Here is a 17952-nt window from a genome sequence, read left to right as displayed (position 1 = left end):
AGCTGAGCAGGTGCAGCAGTCCGGGCAGGCCGTGGATGGCGAATCCGCTGGGGGCGTCGCTGACCTGGACCTCGAAGGTGTCGGTGACCCCGGTGGCGGCGAGCGCCGGGTCGGGGGTGTAGGTCCAGGTGCCGTCGGCGGCGACCGCCGCGGTGCCCCGGTCGGGTTCGGCGGTCACGGTGAAGCGCAGCTGTGGGCTGTCGGGGTCGACGGCGTTGAGTGCGCCGGTGACCACCCCGGTGGGGCCCTGCGCGGTCTGGGTGGGGCTCATCCGGGGGGTCTGGTTGTTGAACAGCACCGTCAGCCGCCCGAGCAACCCCGACGACTGCGCGGCCGACGGCGCGGCCGTGCGGGAGGCCACGGCCGGGGCCTGAGTCTCGGCCTGGGTTTCCCGGGGTGCGCGCTCGACGGCCGCCGCTGCGGCGGGCCGTTCGCTCACCGGACGGCCGCTGCCGCGCCCCGCGCCCCTGGCGGCCGACGCTTTGGCCGCTGATGCGGGTGCGGGTGCGGAGGAAGCGGAGGAAGCGGAGGAAGCGGAGTCCCCGGACTCTGCCGGATCGGCGGCAGCAACGGTGGCGGTGCCCACCGCGAGGGCGGCACCGATACCGAGGGCGGCGGCCAGCGGCCCGAGCCGTCCGATGACGTTTGCTGCACTCATAGCGGGGTCCTGAGCAATAGCTGAGATATTGCTGTGATTCAACCACGGCTACCGGCTGAGCGGAAGCATTTGCCGGTAATTCTTCCGAACGCCCTCCCGCAGCGAAAGCAGTGACTCGGGTGCGTCGGTGTGCTTAGCTGGGCTTGGAACATGTTCTCCGGTGCGGCGGGGCGACGAGGGGGCTTGGTGATCGATTCGACACGTGGCTCGGCACCGCGTGCCCTGACGAGTGCGGTCGGCGGCATGGCGCTTGTCGCGGGCCTCGTGACGGTTCCCTCACAACCGCCTAGCGTCACGGCGACTCAGATCGACGTAGGGGCCGTCGCGCTTAGCGCCCTCAGCAGCGCCACCTCCAGCTCGGCACCCACTCCCGACCAGATTCTGGAAGCTGTCGCGACGGTGGCGATAGGCGCAGCGGCCATGCCGCTGTGGTACCTGGCGTTCCCGGTGACGCTGCCGGCCAGCCTCGCGATGGGCGGCCTGCTGATCGAACTCGTCGACATCGGCGGCCTGAATACTCCCGTGGCGGCGATCGTCGGCAGCGCAGTTCTCGGTCTGGGCATATTCGCCGTGGGCCCGCTCGGCTTCGCGATCGCGGAAACCCTGCCCCGGTTCACCCCCGGTAACACCAGGGCGGCGGCTGCGGTCGAAGCCACGCCGCGGTCGAGGCCTCAGCTCGAGGCGACGCCTCCGACGAAGCCGGAATCGAGCCGGCCCGAGGCGCGCGACAAATCCACGACCACACGGCGCGCCGAATCCGGCGCACCGAAGAAGACAGCGATGCGCGCTGCTGCGCAGCGGACACCGAGAAGTTCCGCCACCCGCGCGTCGAGAGCAGCTGTTTCCGCAGAGTCCCGGGGGCGTCCGGCGCCGACGATCGGAGAACCATGAGCAAAGTCAAGCGCGTCTGTATCGGCGTCGCGGCAGTCGGCGTTCTTGCCGGCGCGGGCGCCGGAGCGACCCTTGTCACGCCGACAAGCGCTCACGCCGACACCGAGCAAGCCGGCGAGGCGCCGGATTCGGCCAAGGCGAGCGCGCAGAGTTCATCACGGGGTTCATCGCGCGGCGGCTCGCGGGGTCCCTCCCGCGACCGAACGACCACAACCGCGGACGAACCCCGGCCAGCTGCAGCCGATCCGGCACCGCGAGGCGGCGGGAATTCGGCGAATCCTGGCGTCGGCGAGCGCTCTTCCCGGCCTGCGAACGCCCGGCCGAGCGCCCCCACCGCCGCGGCGCTACGGCGCGTCCCGCCGGCCGGCCGGGGAGTGGAGCGGGTTGGGGCACTCGTGCCCGCTGACGGCGCCGCCGAGCAGATCGCGGCCGGGTCTGCAGCGCCCGAGCCGATCGCGTCCACCGCCGCAGCCGTGTCGACGGCGCCGGCCGTCCCGGCCAGCCCCGCGCCGGAACCCCTGTCGCTGCCGCCACTTCCGGTGCCCGCGGTTCCGGTGCCGCCTGCCAGCGCTGTCCCGGCGGCAAGTGCGGCCGCCACGTCTCGTCGTCGGGTGAGTGCGGGTGATGCTGTGGCGCAGGTGGCTGCGGGGCCCACGCAGGTGCTGCTGATCGGGGTGGATGGGGTCAACCTGGACACGGTCTTCGATGATCCCGCCAACGTGAACTTCCGGAGGTTGATGAATCAGGGTGTCACCGGCGCCACGAGCATGGTCGGTCACACCACGCTGTCGGGTCCGTCGTGGACGACCATCCTGGCCGGTGTCTGGGACAACAAGAGCGGCGTGATCAACAACATCTTCAGCCCGGCGCCCTATGACAGCTGGCCCACGGTGTTCAACCTGCTGGAGTATCACGACCCCGCCATCAACACCGCGGTGGTCGCCGACTGGGGCTTTATCACCGACATCGCCGGCGCCGGAGGGTATCCCGCCGACACCATCAACTTCGTCTCGCAGGTCGAGGGCGACACGAGCTGGTGGAAGACCGACGCCGAGGTCACCGCGGACACCGTCGCGCTGATCAGCGCGACGAACCCGACCACGTCGAACTTCCTGTTCTCCTACCTGGTGCAGGTCGACGAAGCCTCACACCAGCACGGCGCCTCCTCACCGGAGTACGCCGAGGCCGTCCACCGCGCCGACACCGACCTCGGCCAGATCCTCGACGCGGTCAGCCAGTGGGAGACCGCCACCGGCGGGGACTGGACGGTGATCCTCACCACCGACCACGGCCAGCAGCCGGGGTCGCCCTTCGGCCACGGCTTCCAGAACCCCGCCGAGACCGCCTGCTTCGTGATCGCCGATATCGCCGGCGACGACGCCAACGACGGCCGACAGAACCTGGCGTACTCGACCGCCGACATCACCCCCACCATCCTCGAGCTCTTCGGCGTACCGCAGCGCTCGGACTTCGACGGCGTGCCCATCCAGAGCAACCCGACCGTCCTCGAGAGCCTCGTGACACCCGCTGACCTCACCCAGGCGCTGCTCGCCGCGAAGGCAGCGTTCGGCTACCCCGACATCCCGGTCAACCTCGCGCTCAGCGTCCGGACGATCTTCGGAGCCATCCCCTACTACCTCGACATCGCGATCAACGCCGTCGTCGGCCAACTGCAGGCCCTCGCCGACCAGCAGATCGTCCTGGTCAGCACCCTCGCCGAGGTGGCCAAGGTCGCCGTTCAGATCACCGGGGACCTCATCGTCGGCGCAACCCAGGCACTGGCCAAACTCGTCGGGTACCTGACCGGAGCCGGAACCATCGCCCCCACCGACCCCCCACTACCGCCGCCCACCTCCGCCGCCGAACCACCCCGCACCGTGCTCGCCTCAGCGCTCAGCGCACAGGCCGCGGTCCAGAGTCCGAATCTTCTGGTGAACCCCGGGGCCGAGGCGGGCGACCCGTCGCTGTCGGGATTCAGCTCGGTCACCACGCCGGGCTGGACGGTGACCGGGACGCCGACGGTGATCCGGTACGGAACGCCGCGCAACGTGTGGCCGATCGGCCTCAGTTTCGCGATGCCGAACCTGCCGGCGTTCATGGGTTTCCCGACCGCGGAAAGCGGCCCGCCCAACGGCGGCACGCAATTCTTCGGCGGCGGCGACGTCGCCACCGCGACCCTGACGCAGGTCGTCGACATCAGCCCGGCGGCACCCGCCATCGACCTCGGTTCGGTGCCCTACCGATTGGCCGGCTGGCTGGGCGGATACCTCGGAGACCCCTCGTCGGCGTCGGTTCAGGTCAACTTCCTCGACGCCAACCGGACCTACCTCGGCGCGGACCAGATCGGCCCGGTCGGGGTGTTGGACCGGCTGTTCCAAACCGGTTTCCGGGAGCGCGAAACCACCGGGCTGCTGCCCGTCGGAACTCGCTACGCCCAAGTCGTGCTGAACCTCACCGACCGCAGCCCCGTCCTGATCGGTCTTGCCGCCGACTACAACAATGCCTTCGCCGACGAACTGTCCTTCACCATCGGCGCGGATCTGCCCGAACCGTCGGCGCCCACACCGCCGCCCTCGGCCGTGGGCGAACTCGACCACGTGTACATGGTCTACATGGAGAACAAGGGCTACAAGGACATCGTCGGCAGCCCCTTGGCGCCGTACCTCAACAGCCTGATCAACGCCTACGGATCAGCCACTGAGTACCACGGCCTGACCCATCCCAGCCTGCCGAACTACTACCCGATCGCCGGCGGCCAGGACTTCGGACTGACCTACAACTGCGAGAGTCCGTGCATCGAAGCCGACACCACCCTGATGTCCAACATCGAGGACGCCGGCAAGACCTGGCGGGGCTACGCGCAGAGCATGCTGATCGGACAACCCCTGAACTCCACGGCCGACTACTCGACCGAACAGCTGCCTTTCCCGGCCTTTTACGGGATCGGCGACAATCAGGAGTACGCGGCGGCGCACCTGTTCCCGCTCGAGCAGATGGCGATCGACCTCAACTCCTCGAGGACCGCGCCGAACTTTGCGTGGTTCAGCCCGAACGAGGACTTCAACGGGGAAGGTCCGGTGGACTTCCCGTGGGGGGCACTGCAGTTCGCGCTGAGCCAGCTCGAGACGGGAAATCCCTACAACATCCCGGCAATCGATCAGTTTCTCTCCGAGACGGTGCCGGTGATCCTGAGCTCCAACGCCTGGAACGACCCGGCGCGAAGGTCGGCCCTGTTCGTCACTTTCGACGAGGACAACAACAACACCTCCCTGGGCTTCGGCAACGAGGTCAACCGCGTGGTGATGGTGGTGATTCCCTCGCCCGGTGCTGTGGCCGCCGGGATGCGCAGCGGCCCGTTCCTGGCGACCAATTACTACAACCACTACAGCCTGCTGCGGACGATCGAGGAGGCCCTCCGCCTTCCGCCGCTGACCAAGAATGACCGCTACGCCACACCGATGAACGAGTTCTGGACCGGCAGCACTCCCGGCGGCGTGTCCACTTCCGTGGTGTAGACGCTATTTACGCGGTCACCGGCTCGGCTTCGGGCATGGGCAATGCCACGCTGCGAAAGCTGCGTGCGCAGGGCCACACCGTGGTGGGTGTCGACATCGCTGACGCAGACGTCGTCGCCGACCTGTCGACGCGGGCGGGTCGACGTGCCGCGGCCGAGGGTGTGCTCGCAGCGTGCGGGGGCAGGCTTGCGGGTGCGGTCCTCGCCGCCGGAGTCGGTCCGACACCGGGGACCGAGCGGCTGATCTCCGAGGTGAACTTCTTCGGGGTGGTGGACCTGCTGCACGCCTGGCGACCGGCGCTGGCCGCCGGCGGAACAGCGAAAGTGGTTGTGTTTTCCAGTAACTCGACGACGACCGTGCCCGCGGTGCCGCGGCGGGCCGTGCGTGCGCTGCTGGCGGGCGATACCGACAAGGCGCTGCGCGCCTACCGATTCTTCGGTCGCAACGCGCCCGCGATGGCGTATGCCGCATCCAAAATCGCAGTCAGTCGCTGGGTGCGCCGCGAGGCCGTGACACCGCAATGGGCCGGATCGGGCATCCGGCTCAATGCGCTGGCCCCGGGCGCGATCCGGACGCCGATGCTGGACCGGCAGCTGTCCACCCCGGCCGAGGCCAAGGTCGTCCGCTCCTTTCCGATTCCGGTCGGGGGATTCGGCGACCCCGAGCAGCTCGCCGACTGGGTCGTGTTCATGCTCTCCGATGCCGCCGAGTTTCTCTGCGGTAGCGTCGTTTTCGTCGATGGCGGGTCGGATGCCTACTTCCGGGCCGACGACTGGCCGGTGCCCGTTCCCGCCCGTCGGTTGCTGTCCTATCTGTGGCGCACCCGGCAGTTCGCAACCGAGAGGGGTCGACAGTGAGGCAGATGCTGGCAGTGCTTCTCGCGATCGCGGCGTTAGCAGGCTGCGCGGGCGAGTCCGAACCCCCGGCGGCCGGACCCAAGACAACCACCATCGAGATCTCCTACGACGAGCTGCTCAACCAGAAGCAGGTGAGCCGCGGTGTCGACCTGGCGGTCGGGGACACCCTGCAGGTGAGCCTCGGCGCGAATCCGTCCACCGGCTACCAGTGGGCGCCGCAGATGACGATCAGCGACGCCCGGGTCGTGACCCAGACCGGGCACGAGACCATCGCCGCGTCTCCCGCCCGCCCGGGTGCCCCGGGCAGCGACGTGTGGGTACTGCAGGCGATGGCGCCGGGCACCACCACGGTGAGCACGAGCTACAGCCGGCCCTGGGCCGGTGGCGAGCAGGACTCCTGGTCGTTCACCGCCGACGTCACGGTACGGTGAAGCCCCGCGAGTCACTCGCGTATCTTCTGTCACCGCCTGCTTAGGCTGATCGGGTGCGCATCTCCCACGCCACGCGGGCGGGTCTGGTGGCGGTATGGCTGGTAGCTGCCAGCGCGGCGGTTGCCGGCTGCACCACCACGGTCAACGGCGCGGCAGTCTGCCCGGGTTGCGGAGGCTCGGGGGCCGAATTCCCCCCGCCGACCGGGCTGCCGGGGCCGCCCGCCGGGGCCGAGGTGCTGCCCCCTAACACCGCCGGATACGTGTACATCGAGACCAAGTCCGGGGCGACCCGGTGCCAGATCTCGGCTGACACCGTCGGCTGCGAGTCGCAGTTCACCGACTCGCCGGTCATCGACGGCGAAAGCGCCACCGGCGTCGAGGTCTCGGCAACCGGAGACAACCGATGGGTGGTCGGCAATCTTGGCGCGATGCCCACCACGACGATCGACTATGCGGTGTACGACGCGGTCGGGTGGATCATCGAAGCCGACAGCGATGGCACCCTGTTCACCAACAACGCCACCGGCCACGGCATGTACGTCAGCATCGACCAGGTGGAGTTCTTCTAGCCTAGGCTGAGCGGGTGGATTTCCGGGTATTCGTCGAACCCCAGCAGGGAGCGACGTATTTCGACCAGCTTGCGGTGGCCAAAGCGGCTGAGCAACTTGGGTTTTCGGCTTTCTTCCGCTCGGACCACTACCTCGCGATGAGCGGTGACGGGCTACCCGGGCCGACCGACTCCTGGGTGACGCTGGCCGGTATCGCCCGGGAAACCTCCACGATACGGCTCGGCACCCTGGTCACCTCGGCAACCTTCCGTCATCCCGGGCCGCTGGCGATATCGGTGGCTCAGGTGGACGCGATGAGCGCAGGAAGGGTCGAATTCGGCATCGGGGCCGGCTGGTTCGAAGCCGAGCACCGGGCCTACGCCATTCCCTTCCCGACCACCCGCGAGCGCTTCGACCGGCTGGCCGAGCAACTCGACATCGTCACCGGGATGTGGGCCACCCCGGCCGGAACGACGTTCGACTACCTCGGCACCCACTACCGCATCACCGGATCACCGGCGCTCCCCAAGCCCGTGCAGCAGCCGCACCCGCCGATCGTCATCGGTGGCGGCGGTCCCCGGCGCACCCCGGCACTGGCCGCGCGGTTTGCCGCCGAGTTCAACCTGGCGTTTCCGCCGTTGGATTTCGTCGCGCTGCAGTACGGCCGGGTGCGCGGCGCGCTCGCCGAGATAGGCCGGCCCGCCGACGACGTCGTGTACTCCGCGGCCTTCGTCGTCTGCGCCGGTCGGGACGAGCCCGCGGTCGCGGCGCGAGCCGACGCAATCGGCCGCGACGTCGGCGAGCTGCGGGCCAACAGCCCTCTGGTGGGCACGCCCGCCGATATCGCCGACCGGCTCGCGGCCTTTGCCGAGGCTGGCGTGCAGCGGGTCTACCTGCAGGTTCTGGACCTCTCCGACCTCGACCACCTGGAACTCTTCGCCACCGAAGTCATTCCCCAGTTCAGCGCTCGGCCCCGGCCAGGAGGGAAAAGCCCGTGAGCAATGCAATAGGCCTCTCGATCGGGACGATGCACTTCGCCGCAGTCCGGGTCGGAGCGCAGCCGCTGACCCGGCATGCCGTGCTGACGCTGTGGCCCGACCGGGCGGCTGAGCTCGGTGTGCCCTCGGAGAACCCCGAGCTCAACCGTCCCGGGCTGGTGATCCGCGGCTTCGTCGACCGCGTCGGTGATCCCGCGCCGCTGATCGCCGCGGACGGCTCGGCACACCGCGGCGAGGATCTGGTGGCCGCAGCGCTGGCGGCGATTGTCCGCGCCGTGGCGCCACCCACCGCGGGCGAGCCGCCCGCCGCGGTGGTCGTCGCGGCACCCGCGTACTGGGGGCCGGCCACCGTCGGCGCGCTGCGGGGCGCGTTGCGCGCCGGATTCTCCTCCGGCGGGGCGGGACCGGTTATCGTCTCCGACGCCGCGGCCGCCCTGGCCGCGCTGCAGCGCGATCCGGGTCTGCCGGCACGCGGGGTGGTCGCACTGTGCGACGTCGGGGCCGGGGGCACCACCATCAGCCTCGCCGACGCCGGCGCCGAGCTGACATCGATCGGGCAGGCGCTGCGCACACCCGATCTCGCCGGGGACCGGATCGATCAGGCGCTGGTCAATCTGGTGCTGAGCCGGGTGGAGGGCAGCGGCTTCGACGATCCCTCGGGCACCGCCGCGCAGCGCTCGCTCGACACGGTGCACGAACAGTGCCGGCTGGCCAAGGAGCAACTGTCCTCCGACGCCGTTGCCGTTATCCCCGTCGACCTGCCCGGCCGTCGTGCGGACGTGACGATCAGCCGCTCGGAACTGGAAGACCTGATTGCCGACCCGCTCGCAGGCTTCCTGGACGCCTTCGCAGATACCCTGGAACGCAACAGGATTGCAGCTTCGGATCTGGCCGCGATCGCCCTTGTCGGCGGCGGTTCTGCGATTCCGGTCATCGGCAGGCGACTCACCGAGGCTCTGCGGGTCCCGTTGATCACCTCTGCGCTTGCCGGACTGGCAGCCGCGACGGGGGCAGCGGTGATCGCCGGGCGCGGCAGCGCTCCGGGAGCACCCACCACTGCCGCCGCGGCGGCGGCGGACGCACCGACCGGCCTGGCTCCGACGGCGTGGGCGAGCGGAGCCGAGGCGGCAGCAGCGGCTCCCGAGGCACCCGCCTCCTCGACCTACCGAGCGCTGGCCTGGTCCCAGGACGACGAGGCGGGCGCGGAACCGGCGCCCTACACAGCGGCGACGGATTCGCGCCCGACGACGCGGATCGAGGACGAGACCGAACTGGCGGTGGCGGCGCCGCTGCCCTGGTACCGCCGGCCACCGCTGCTGTTCGGTATTGCCGCGGCGGTCGCCGCGGTCGCCGTCGGCGGCTTGGCGCTGACCCTCACCGGCACCACCAGCACGCCGACCACCACGACCACCCGGGTGACCATCACCACCACCGGTGCCGACGGCAGGCCGACGACGACCGTCACCTCGTCGGTGACGACAGTGCCCACCACCACGACGGCCACCACGGCGCCGACCACCACCACGACCACCACGACACCGACCACCACCACAACGACTACGACGACGACGACCACCACGACGCCGACCACCACCACGACCACCACGACACCGACGACCACCACCACGACGACCACACGGACCACGACGACCACGCCGACGACCGTCGTGCCGCCGCCCACCACGACGTCGATCCTCACCGGCGTGACCCTGCCGACGACGGCCGAGGAGATCCTCACCGGTCAGACCCTGCCGACCCTGAAGCCGGCGCCGCCCGAGCCGGAGCCCGAACAGGTCCCCGAGGGCTGAGGATTCCACGCCGGGATGCGACTATGTTCTCGGGTAGTTGTTGTCGGGTAGTTCTCGAAGCGACTACCACCGGACGCAACTACTTACTGAGGGTGCCGCGGTGGAAACACAGACAGTCATCCGGCTCGTCATAGGCCTGGCCATGACGGCCATCGTCGGGTTGTTCGCTCTCAAGCGGGTCCTGTACCTGACCAAGCTCATCAGCTCGGGCCAGCCGACAGCCGACGAACGGGGACGTAAGAATCACCTCGGGGAGCGGATCGGCAACCAGATTCGCGAGGTGTTCGGTCAGACCAAGCTGCTGAAGTGGTCGATCCCCGGCATTGCGCACTTCTTCACGATGTGGGGCTTCTTCGTCCTGGCCAGCGTGTACCTCGAGGCCTACGGCGTGCTGTTCGACCCCAAATTCCATATCCCGCTCATCGGAAGATGGGGGATTTTGGGCTTCCTGCAGGACTTCTTCGCCGTCGCCGTCCTACTGGGCATCATCGTGTTCGCGATCATCCGGCTGCGCTCGGAGCCCAAGGAGTACGGCCGCTCTTCGCGTTTCTACGGTTCGCACACCGGCGGCGCCTGGCTGATCCTGTTCATGATCTTCAACGTCATCTGGACCTACGCACTGTTCCGCGGTGCGGCCGTCGCCGCCGGCAATCTGCCCTACGGCGGAGCGGCGTTCTTCTCCCATGGGCTGGGCGCGCTGCTGCGTCCGCTGGGCACTCACACCAACGAGATCATCGAGACCGTCGCACTTCTGCTGCATATCGGCGTCATGCTGGTGTTCTCGCTGATCGTGCTGCACTCCAAGCATCTGCACATCGGCCTGGCGCCGCTCAACGTCACCTTCAAACGGCTGCCGAACGCTCTGGGTCCACTGCTGCCGATGGAGTCCAAGGGCAGCTACATCGACTTCGAAGATCCCGCCGAAGACGCGGTGTTCGGTCGCGGCAAGATCGAGGACTTCACCTGGAAGGGCTATCTCGATCTGACCACCTGCACCGAGTGCGGTCGTTGCCAGTCGCAGTGTCCGGCGTGGAACACCGGAAAGCCGCTGTCGCCCAAGCTCATCATCATGGACCTTCGCGACCACCTGTTCGCCAAGGCGCCCTACATCTTCGGCACGCCGAACGACGCCGAGAACACCGAGGGCGGCCTGGAACTCAAACACGATGAGGAGCACCACGTTCCGGAGTCCGGCTTCGGCCGGGTGCCCGCCGACTCGCCGCTGCAGGCGACCCGGCCCCTGGTCGGCACCGCCGAGCAACTCGGCGTGATCGACCCCGACGTGCTCTGGTCGTGCACGAGCTGCGGCGCCTGCGTCGAGCAGTGCCCGGTGGACATCGAACACATCGACCACATCGTCGACATGCGCCGCTACCAGGTGATGGTGGAGTCGGAATTCCCCGGCGAGCTCGGCGGGCTCTACAAGAACCTGGAGGCCAAGGGCAACCCCTGGGGTCAGAACGCCAAGGAGCGACTCACCTGGACCGACGAGGTCGACTTCGACGTCCCGGTCTACGGCCGCGACGTCGACTCGTTCGCCGGCTTCGAGTACCTGTTCTGGGTGGGCTGCGCCGGGGCGCTGGACGACCGTGCCAAGAAGACCACCAAGGCGGTGGCCGAGTTGCTCTCGGCGGCCGGGGTGAAGTTCCTGGTGCTCGGCGACGGCGAGACCTGCACCGGCGACTCGGCCCGACGGTCGGGTAACGAGTTCCTCTTCCAGCAGCTCGCCGCGCAGAACGTCGCCACCATCAACGACCTCTTCGAGGGAATCGAGCGGGTCGACCGCAAGGTGGTCGTCACCTGCCCGCACTGCTTCAACACGCTCGGCCGCGAGTACCCCCAGGTGGGCGGCAACTACACCGTGCTGCATCACACCCAGCTGCTCAACCGGCTGGTCCGGGACAAGAAACTCATCCCCGTCCAGGGGCTCAACGGCAACGGCAGCAGCACGATCACCTATCACGACCCGTGCTACCTGGGCCGGCACAACAAGGTCTACGACGCGCCTCGGGAGCTGATCGGCGCCGCCGGTGCCACCCTCACCGAGATGCCCCGCCACGCCGACCGCGGGTTCTGCTGCGGCGCCGGGGGCGCGCGGATGTGGATGGAGGAGCACCTGGGCAAGCGGGTCAACCACGAACGGGTCGACGAAGCGCTGACCCTCGATCCCTCGACGATCGCCACCGGCTGCCCGTTCTGCCGGGTGATGCTCTCCGACGGCGTGGGCGACCGCGGTAAGTCCGACGAGGTCGAGGTCGTCGACGTGGCTCAACTGCTGCTGGGGTCGCTGGACCGCAGCAGCATCACGCTGCCGGAGAAGGGCGCGGCGGCCAGTCTGGCGGCCGCGAGCGCGCCCGCAGCCCCGGCACCCACGGCTCCTACGGCACCCACGGCTCCCCCAGCACCGGCACCCGCCGCACCCGCCACGCCGGCGGCACCGGCGGCTGCGGCGGCACCGGCGGCTGCGGCCCCGGCGGTCAAGGGCCTGGGCATCGCCGCCGGAGCCAAGCGGCCGGGCGCCCCGAAAGCCGAATCCGCACCGGCCGCACCGGCGGCACCGGCCGCGCCGGTCAGCCCACCCGAACCCGCCAAGCCGGTCAGGGGCCTGGGCATCGCTCCCGGCGCCAAACGGCCCGGGGCCAAGCAACCCTCAGTCGAGACCGATGGCGGCAACGGCGACACACCTGCTGCTCCCGCCCCGCCGGTCAAGGGGCTGGGCATCGCCAAAGGCGCCCGACCCCCGGGGAAACGCGACTAACGCTCTTCGGTCATCAACCCAGGCTCAGCCCAGCTTGGTGAGCTGGATGGGTGCCTCGGTCACCTGACCGCCTACGCATTCGCCGTTGGAATCGGCGGTGACGGTGCCTGCCAGGGTGCTCGCATCGACGGAGTACCGGATGAAAATGTCGGCATAGTTGCCGTCCGCGCACACCACGCCGTCCGGCACGGTCACGCTGTAGGTCCAGCGGCCGCCCGACAGGGTGGCGACGCTGGTCCACCCGCGGTTGCTGACCAGGCTGGCGGTGCAGCCCTCGGCGGCGGTCGGGCACGACGAGGTGGCGGTCACGTAGAACTCATCGGAGCCGCCGACGACGGTGTACCGGCCGTTCAGCGGGGACGGGTCGGCGTGGGCAGGCCCGGCCAGGGGCAGCACCGCCAGAGCCATACCGGCTACCACACCGGCTACTACACCGGCCATCACTGTCTTCGGTGTGCTCGACCGGTCCATGTGCGCCTCCTGTGTTCCGCTGGGTGAACAGCCCCGGGGAAAGTGTCGGAGTCACCCCGCGATTGCCCGCAGCAAAACTCCGATGTCCCAGGGCTTCGATACCGATTCGATACCGAGTCCGAGATAGGCCCCTGAAAAGCAGTGGACCCTCGTGGGACAATCGAGGACGTGACCACCCACCAGCTACCGTGGCAGCAGGCCAGCCAGCATCGACGGGTCAGGACGTTCACCCAGTCGACCAAGCTGCAGGACGTGCTCTACGAGATCCGCGGTCCGGTGCACGACCACGCCGCCCGCCTAGAGTCCGAGGGCCACCGCATCCTCAAGCTGAACATCGGCAACCCGGCTCCGTTCGGGTTCGAAGCCCCCGACGTGATCATGCGCGACATGATCCAGGCGCTGCCCCAGGCTCAGGGCTACTCCGACTCCCGGGGCATCCTCAGCGCACGACGGGCCGTGGTCACCCGCTACGAACTGGTCGAGGGTTTCCCACGCTTCGACGTGGACTCGGTGTATCTGGGCAACGGCGTCTCCGAGCTGATCACGATGACATTGCTGGCGCTGCTCGACAACGGCGATCAGGTGCTCATCCCGGCACCCGACTATCCGCTGTGGACGGCGTCCGCCTCCCTGGCCGGCGGCACCCCGGTGCACTACCTGTGCGACGAGACCAACGGCTGGCAGCCCGATATCGCCGACCTGGAGTCCAAGATCACCCCGAGGACCAAGGCGCTGGTAGTCATCAACCCGAACAACCCGACCGGCGCGGTGTACAGCCGAGAGGTGCTGGTGAAGATCGCCGAGGTCGCACGCAAGCACCAGCTGCTGCTGCTCGCCGACGAGATCTACGACAAGATTCTCTACGACGACGCCACGCACGTGAGCCTCGCGTCGGTGGCACCCGATCTGCTCTGCCTGACGTTCAACGGGCTGTCCAAGGCCTACCGGGTGGCCGGCTACCGCTCGGGCTGGCTGGTGATCACCGGTCCGACCGAGAACGCGACCAGCTTCATCGAGGGCATCCGGCTGCTAGCCAATATGCGGCTGTGCCCGAATGTTCCCGCGCAGCACGCGATTCAGGTCGCTCTGGGCGGTCATCAGAGCATCGATGATCTGGTGCTTCCGGGCGGACGCCTGCTCGAACAACGTGATCTCGCCTGGGACAAACTCAACGAGATACCCGGCGTCTCCTGCGTCAAGCCGCGGGGCGCGCTGTACGTCTTCCCCCGGCTCGACCCCGAGGTCCATGACATCGTCGACGACGAGAAACTCGTGCTGGATCTACTGCTTGAGGAGAAGATCCTGATCAACCAGGGCACCGGCTTCAACTGGCCCGCCCCGGACCATCTGCGCCTGGTGACGCTGCCGTGGGCGCGCGAACTGGCCCACGCGATCGAACGGCTGGGGAACTTCCTGGCGAGCTACCGCCAGTAGGGTGTCGCACTCGCACCAGTCCGTCGCCGGACCTCCGCCCCTGGGGCCGCTGGCCGCGCGCAGCGTCGTCGTAGCACTGGTGATGATCGCGCTGGCGGTAATAGTCGGGGCCGTGACACTGTGGCCGTCCGGGAACAAAGCAGACATCCCGCTGCCGTTCCAGAACGCCGAGGGCGGATCGGTCACCACCGAACGCGGCCGGGTCGTGTCCACCGCGCTGGGTGACTGCGGCAGCCCGTCGGCGGGCCAGGTCCTCACGGCCGCACCGGTGCCGGGCGTTCCCGGCAGTGGGTCCTGCCTGCAGAGCGTGGTGACAATCGACAGCGGACCCAACACCGGAGCCGGCACGCTGCTCGAGTTCTCCCGCGGTCCCGGCCAGCCCGAGCTGATGGCCGGTGACACGATCCGCGTGTTCCGCCAGGTCAACCAGCAGGGTGCCACCAGCTACGGGTTCTACGACTTCGAACGCGGCTGGCCGCTGGCGCTTGTCGCGGTCATCTTCGCGGTCGTCATCGTGGGTGTCGCGCGCTGGCGCGGCCTGCGCGCACTCGCCGGGATCGTGATCGCGTTCGCCGTGCTGGTGGTCTTCCTGCTGCCGGCACTGCGTGACGGGGCACCCGCGGTACCGGTTGCGCTGGTCGCCTCCTCGGCCATTCTCTACGCGGTGATCTACCTGGCCCACGGCGTCAGTCTGCGTACCAGCGCCGCCCTCCTCGGAACCCTTACCTCGATGCTGCTGGCCGCCGGACTGTCCTGGGCGGCAATTGAATTCACACATCTGACGGGACTATCGCAGGACCAGAACAACGAAGTCGCAGCCTACCTGGGCAACGTGTCGATCAAGGGTCTGCTGCTGGCCGGCTTCATCATCGGTTCACTCGGTGTGCTCAACGATGTGACCATCACGCAGGCGTCGGCGGTCTTCGAACTGGCCCACCTTGGGCACGGCACGCGCAGGCAAGTCTTCCGGCGGGCAATGCGGGTCGGCAGCGACCATATCGCCAGCACCGTCTACACCCTGGTGCTGGCCTACGCCGGCAGTTCGCTGCCACTGCTGCTGCTGTTCAGCGTCGCCGACCGAAGGCTCACCGACGTGCTCACAACCGAAAGCGTGGCGATCGAGGTGGTCCGCTCGGCGGTCGGGGGCATCGCCCTCGCGCTGGCGGTACCGCTCACCACGGCAGTAGCAGCAGCGCTGGCATCCCCTAACGCCGCTGGAGGATCTCCAGCAGATACTGGCCGTACCCCGACTTGAGAAGCGTGTGCCCGCGGGCGGCGAGCTGTTCGTCGCTGATGAAGCCCAACCGCCACGCGATCTCTTCCGGGCAGGAGACTTTCAGTCCCTGGCGGGCCTCGATGGTCCGCACGAAACTGCCCGCCTCCAACAGCGCGTCGAAGGTGCCGGTGTCCAGCCAGGCCGTCCCGCGGGTCAGCACCTCAACCCGCAGCCTGCCCTGATCGAGGTAGGCGAGGTTGACGTCGGTGATCTCCAGTTCGCCCCGCGGGGAGGGCCGCAGCGAACGGGCGATCTCGACAACGTCGTTGTCATAGAAGTACAGACCGGGGACGGCGTAATTCGACTTGGGAGTATCAGGCTTCTCCTCCACCGCCAAAGCCGTTCCGTCGGAGGCGAATTCGACCACGCCGTAGTCGGAGGGGTTGGCGACCCAGTAGGCGAAAATCGACCCGCCGTCGACGTCACGGAAGCGCTTGAGACTGGTGCCGACACCGGGGCCGTAGAAGATGTTGTCGCCGAGGATCAGTGCCACCGGTCCGTTACCGATGTGGTCGGCGCCGATCAGGAACGCCTGGGCGAGACCTTCGGGCCGGTCCTGCACGGCATAGCTGAGGCTGACTCCGAAGTGCGACCCGTCCCCGAGCAGTCGCTCGAAGGCGGCCAGGTCCTGCGGTGTGGTGATCACCAGGATGTCGCGGATTCCGGCCATCATCAGCGTCGACAGCGGGTAGAAGATCAGCGGCTTGTCGTAGACCGGTAGCAATTGCTTGCTCGCACCCTGGGTGATCGGGTGCAGACGACTGCCGGTTCCGCCGGCCAGGATGATTCCCCGCATCAGGCCTGCAGGTCTTCCTCGGTCAGCTCGGTGGCCGCCAAAGCGGCGGCGAGGTCGTCGTGACGGAAAGCCGCAGTGACGTGATCGCGCACGACGCGGAACGCGGAGGCTGCGGTGCCCACCTCGCCGTCCTTGGTGGTGATCCGCTCCCCCACCACGACCACCCCGTCGTGGTAGTAGATGTCACCGACCTCGATCGTGGCGGCCGTGCGTCCGGCCCACTCCCGCAGCGCCGCGTGGCCCTGTGCGGCGCCGTGGGCATCACCGATCTCGATGTCCTCGCTGGAGAGTGCGAGCAGGGTGTCGGTGTCTCCGTTACTCAGCGCGTCATGCCAGGCCAGGACGGTGGCGATCTCCGAAGTGCTCATGACCGCTCAACGTACCGGGCTAGAACGGGGTCCGGGCCAACCAGGTCTCCCACACCGCCCGGTCACCGAAGATCTCCAGACCGAGTTCGGCGGCATCGGCACGGCGCACCGTCGCGAGCAGCAGATCGCGGGCCGGACCGCGCAGTGCGGCGGACGCCCGCCCGTGTTCGTGGTCGAAGGCGATGCCGACGGGTCGGCCCAGGATCGTCCATTCGCCGGCCTCGCCGAGGCCCGGATCGGTGGCGTGCAGGTGTACCGACTGGCCGTCTCCCAGCGGCCGGTCTCCCCCGGCCGGCCCTTCGGCGTCGGCCCGGATCACCGTCCGCTCCAGGTACTCGGTCAGGCAGTCGGCGGCCAGGGCCGGGTCGAGGTCGAATGCGGCTCCGGTTGCCAGCGCGGCGTCGGCGCGGTGCACCACGGTCTCGTGCAGTCGACGCCGGATCCACCAGGTGGCTGGACGGGGCCCGAGGAACGTCCACACCATCGTGTCGGGCCCGGACTTCTCGACCGCGGCCAGCAGCGCGCGTACGCCGTCGTGCAACCAGGCGATCTGGCCGTCACGCTCGGCCGGGGGCTTGCCACCCGGGACGGTCTTGGGGTCGATGACATCACCGGAGCGTTCGGCGACGATCTGGGCGCACCAGCGGTCACCACGGCCGAGATGGCGCATCAGCTGCTCGAGGTTCCACTCCGGGCAGGTCGGCACGGGCGCGGACAGGTCCGCGTCGCGCAGGACGTCCGCGAAGGCCGCGTTTTCGTCGATCAGCGCCCTGGCAAGGTCCACCTGCTGACCGTACCCGCGCCGCGGGGTCAGCTCTCGGGGGTGACGGATTCGCTGGGCAGTATCGGTTCGCTGGGCAGTATCAGCGTGGCGGGAGCCTGGGCGGGCGCCTCGGGGGTCGCGGTGGGTGTCGAAGCGCTGGGCACGGTCGCCGGAGATGTCTCCGAGATCTCCGATGCCGTCGTCGCCGTCGTCGTTACCGGAGCGGATACCGGAGCACTCGAGGGTGTCGCGGTGGCGCTGCGCACGGGCGTCGGCAGTGCGGCGGGAGAAGCGGCCGGAGGGGCAGCCGGCAGCGGGGCGAAGACGGGCACCGGGATCGGGATCGGGATCACGACCGGGGCGGGTGCTGGCCGGTATCT

Annotated in this window: 15 protein-coding genes and 1 pseudogene; 11 read left to right on the top strand and 5 right to left on the bottom strand. The window is 68.8% G+C overall.

The genetic code is table 11. From position 1 onward, the window contains the following. Positions 1-658: cadherin-like domain-containing protein (locus ACKOB8_RS07715; RefSeq protein WP_526376629.1), on the bottom strand; the 658-nt coding region annotated here is incomplete at its 3' end. A 186-nt stretch (positions 659-844) separates the two neighbouring features. Between ACKOB8_RS07715 and ACKOB8_RS07710 the strand changes: the two genes are divergently transcribed. The 8 genes from ACKOB8_RS07710 to ACKOB8_RS07675 all read left to right on the top strand — a co-directional run bounded on the left by ACKOB8_RS07710 (position 845) and on the right by ACKOB8_RS07675 (position 12464). Beyond that, positions 845-1549 (top strand): hypothetical protein, encoded by a 705-nt coding sequence (locus tag ACKOB8_RS07710; RefSeq protein ID WP_526376628.1) that lies wholly within the window; start codon positions 845-847, stop codon positions 1547-1549. Positions 1550-2187: 638 nt separating this feature from the next. Further along, complete coding sequence (locus tag ACKOB8_RS07705) at positions 2188-5064, top strand: alkaline phosphatase family protein (protein WP_526376627.1); 2877 nt, start codon at positions 2188-2190, stop codon at positions 5062-5064. Between the two features lie 35 nt (positions 5065-5099). After that, positions 5100-5921: an SDR family oxidoreductase gene (locus ACKOB8_RS07700; protein WP_526376626.1), complete on the top strand. Its 822-nt coding sequence runs from the start codon at positions 5100-5102 to the stop codon at positions 5919-5921. Positions 5922-5926: 5 nt separating this feature from the next. Continuing rightward, a complete protein-coding gene (locus ACKOB8_RS07695) occupies positions 5927-6352 on the top strand; it encodes a protease inhibitor I42 family protein (protein ID WP_526376625.1) in 426 nt (141 codons plus the stop codon). Positions 6353-6405: 53 nt separating this feature from the next. Then, positions 6406-6921, top strand: coding sequence for a hypothetical protein (locus ACKOB8_RS07690; RefSeq protein WP_526376624.1), 516 nt, complete (start codon positions 6406-6408; stop codon positions 6919-6921). Positions 6922-6935: 14 nt separating this feature from the next. Beyond that, on the top strand, positions 6936-7898 hold the full coding sequence (locus ACKOB8_RS07685) for an LLM class F420-dependent oxidoreductase (protein ID WP_526376623.1): 963 nt from the start codon (positions 6936-6938) through the stop codon (positions 7896-7898). After that, on the top strand, positions 7895-9706 hold the full coding sequence (locus ACKOB8_RS07680) for an Hsp70 family protein (RefSeq protein ID WP_526376622.1): 1812 nt from the start codon (positions 7895-7897) through the stop codon (positions 9704-9706). Before ACKOB8_RS07685 ends, ACKOB8_RS07680 begins: the two co-directional genes overlap by 4 nt. A 100-nt stretch (positions 9707-9806) precedes the next feature. Then, positions 9807-12464 carry a (Fe-S)-binding protein gene (locus ACKOB8_RS07675; RefSeq protein WP_526376621.1) on the top strand — a complete coding sequence of 886 codons (2658 nt, stop codon included), beginning with the start codon at positions 9807-9809 and terminating at the stop codon, positions 12462-12464. Positions 12465-12488: 24 nt separating this feature from the next. Here ACKOB8_RS07675 and ACKOB8_RS07670 read toward each other — a convergent pair whose 3' ends face one another. Next, positions 12489-12935, bottom strand: coding sequence for a hypothetical protein (locus ACKOB8_RS07670; protein WP_526376620.1), 447 nt, complete (start codon positions 12933-12935; stop codon positions 12489-12491). A gap of 141 nt (positions 12936-13076) precedes the next feature. Here ACKOB8_RS07670 and ACKOB8_RS07665 point away from each other — a divergent pair, with 141 nt between their 5' ends. Both ACKOB8_RS07665 and ACKOB8_RS07660 read left to right on the top strand, forming a co-directional pair. Continuing rightward, positions 13077-14369: a pyridoxal phosphate-dependent aminotransferase gene (locus ACKOB8_RS07665; RefSeq protein WP_526376619.1), complete on the top strand. Its 1293-nt coding sequence runs from the start codon at positions 13077-13079 to the stop codon at positions 14367-14369. Between the two features lies 1 nt (position 14370). After that, the gene (locus tag ACKOB8_RS07660; protein ID WP_526376618.1) at positions 14371-15624 is read left to right on the top strand and encodes a YibE/F family protein; all 1254 of its coding nucleotides are present in this window, start codon (positions 14371-14373) and stop codon (positions 15622-15624) included. Here the strand turns inward: ACKOB8_RS07660 and rfbA are convergent. Genes rfbA through ACKOB8_RS07645 form a run of 3 tightly spaced genes read right to left on the bottom strand, consistent with a single transcriptional unit; the run spans position 15575 to position 17593 of the window. Beyond that, the gene (gene rfbA, locus ACKOB8_RS07655) at positions 15575-16441 is read right to left on the bottom strand and encodes a glucose-1-phosphate thymidylyltransferase RfbA (protein WP_526376617.1); all 867 of its coding nucleotides are present in this window, start codon (positions 16439-16441) and stop codon (positions 15575-15577) included. The genes ACKOB8_RS07660 and rfbA overlap by 50 nt on opposite strands. Further along, positions 16441-16809, bottom strand: coding sequence for a nuclear transport factor 2 family protein (locus ACKOB8_RS07650; protein WP_526376616.1), 369 nt, complete (start codon positions 16807-16809; stop codon positions 16441-16443). Before ACKOB8_RS07650 ends, rfbA begins: the two co-directional genes overlap by 1 nt. Positions 16810-16828: 19 nt before the next feature. After that, on the bottom strand, positions 16829-17593 hold the full coding sequence (locus ACKOB8_RS07645) for a maleylpyruvate isomerase N-terminal domain-containing protein (RefSeq protein ID WP_526376615.1): 765 nt from the start codon (positions 17591-17593) through the stop codon (positions 16829-16831). A gap of 39 nt (positions 17594-17632) precedes the next feature. On the opposite strand from ACKOB8_RS07645, the pseudogene ACKOB8_RS07640 reads away from it, so the two are divergent. Then, positions 17633-17952: pseudogene (locus tag ACKOB8_RS07640) on the top strand (hypothetical protein); the annotation flags it as partial.

Source organism: Mycobacterium sp., assembly GCF_046091765.1.
Taxonomy (GTDB): Bacteria; Actinomycetota; Actinomycetes; order Mycobacteriales; family Mycobacteriaceae; genus Mycobacterium.
This window is presented reverse-complemented; position numbering and strand designations above follow the sequence as displayed.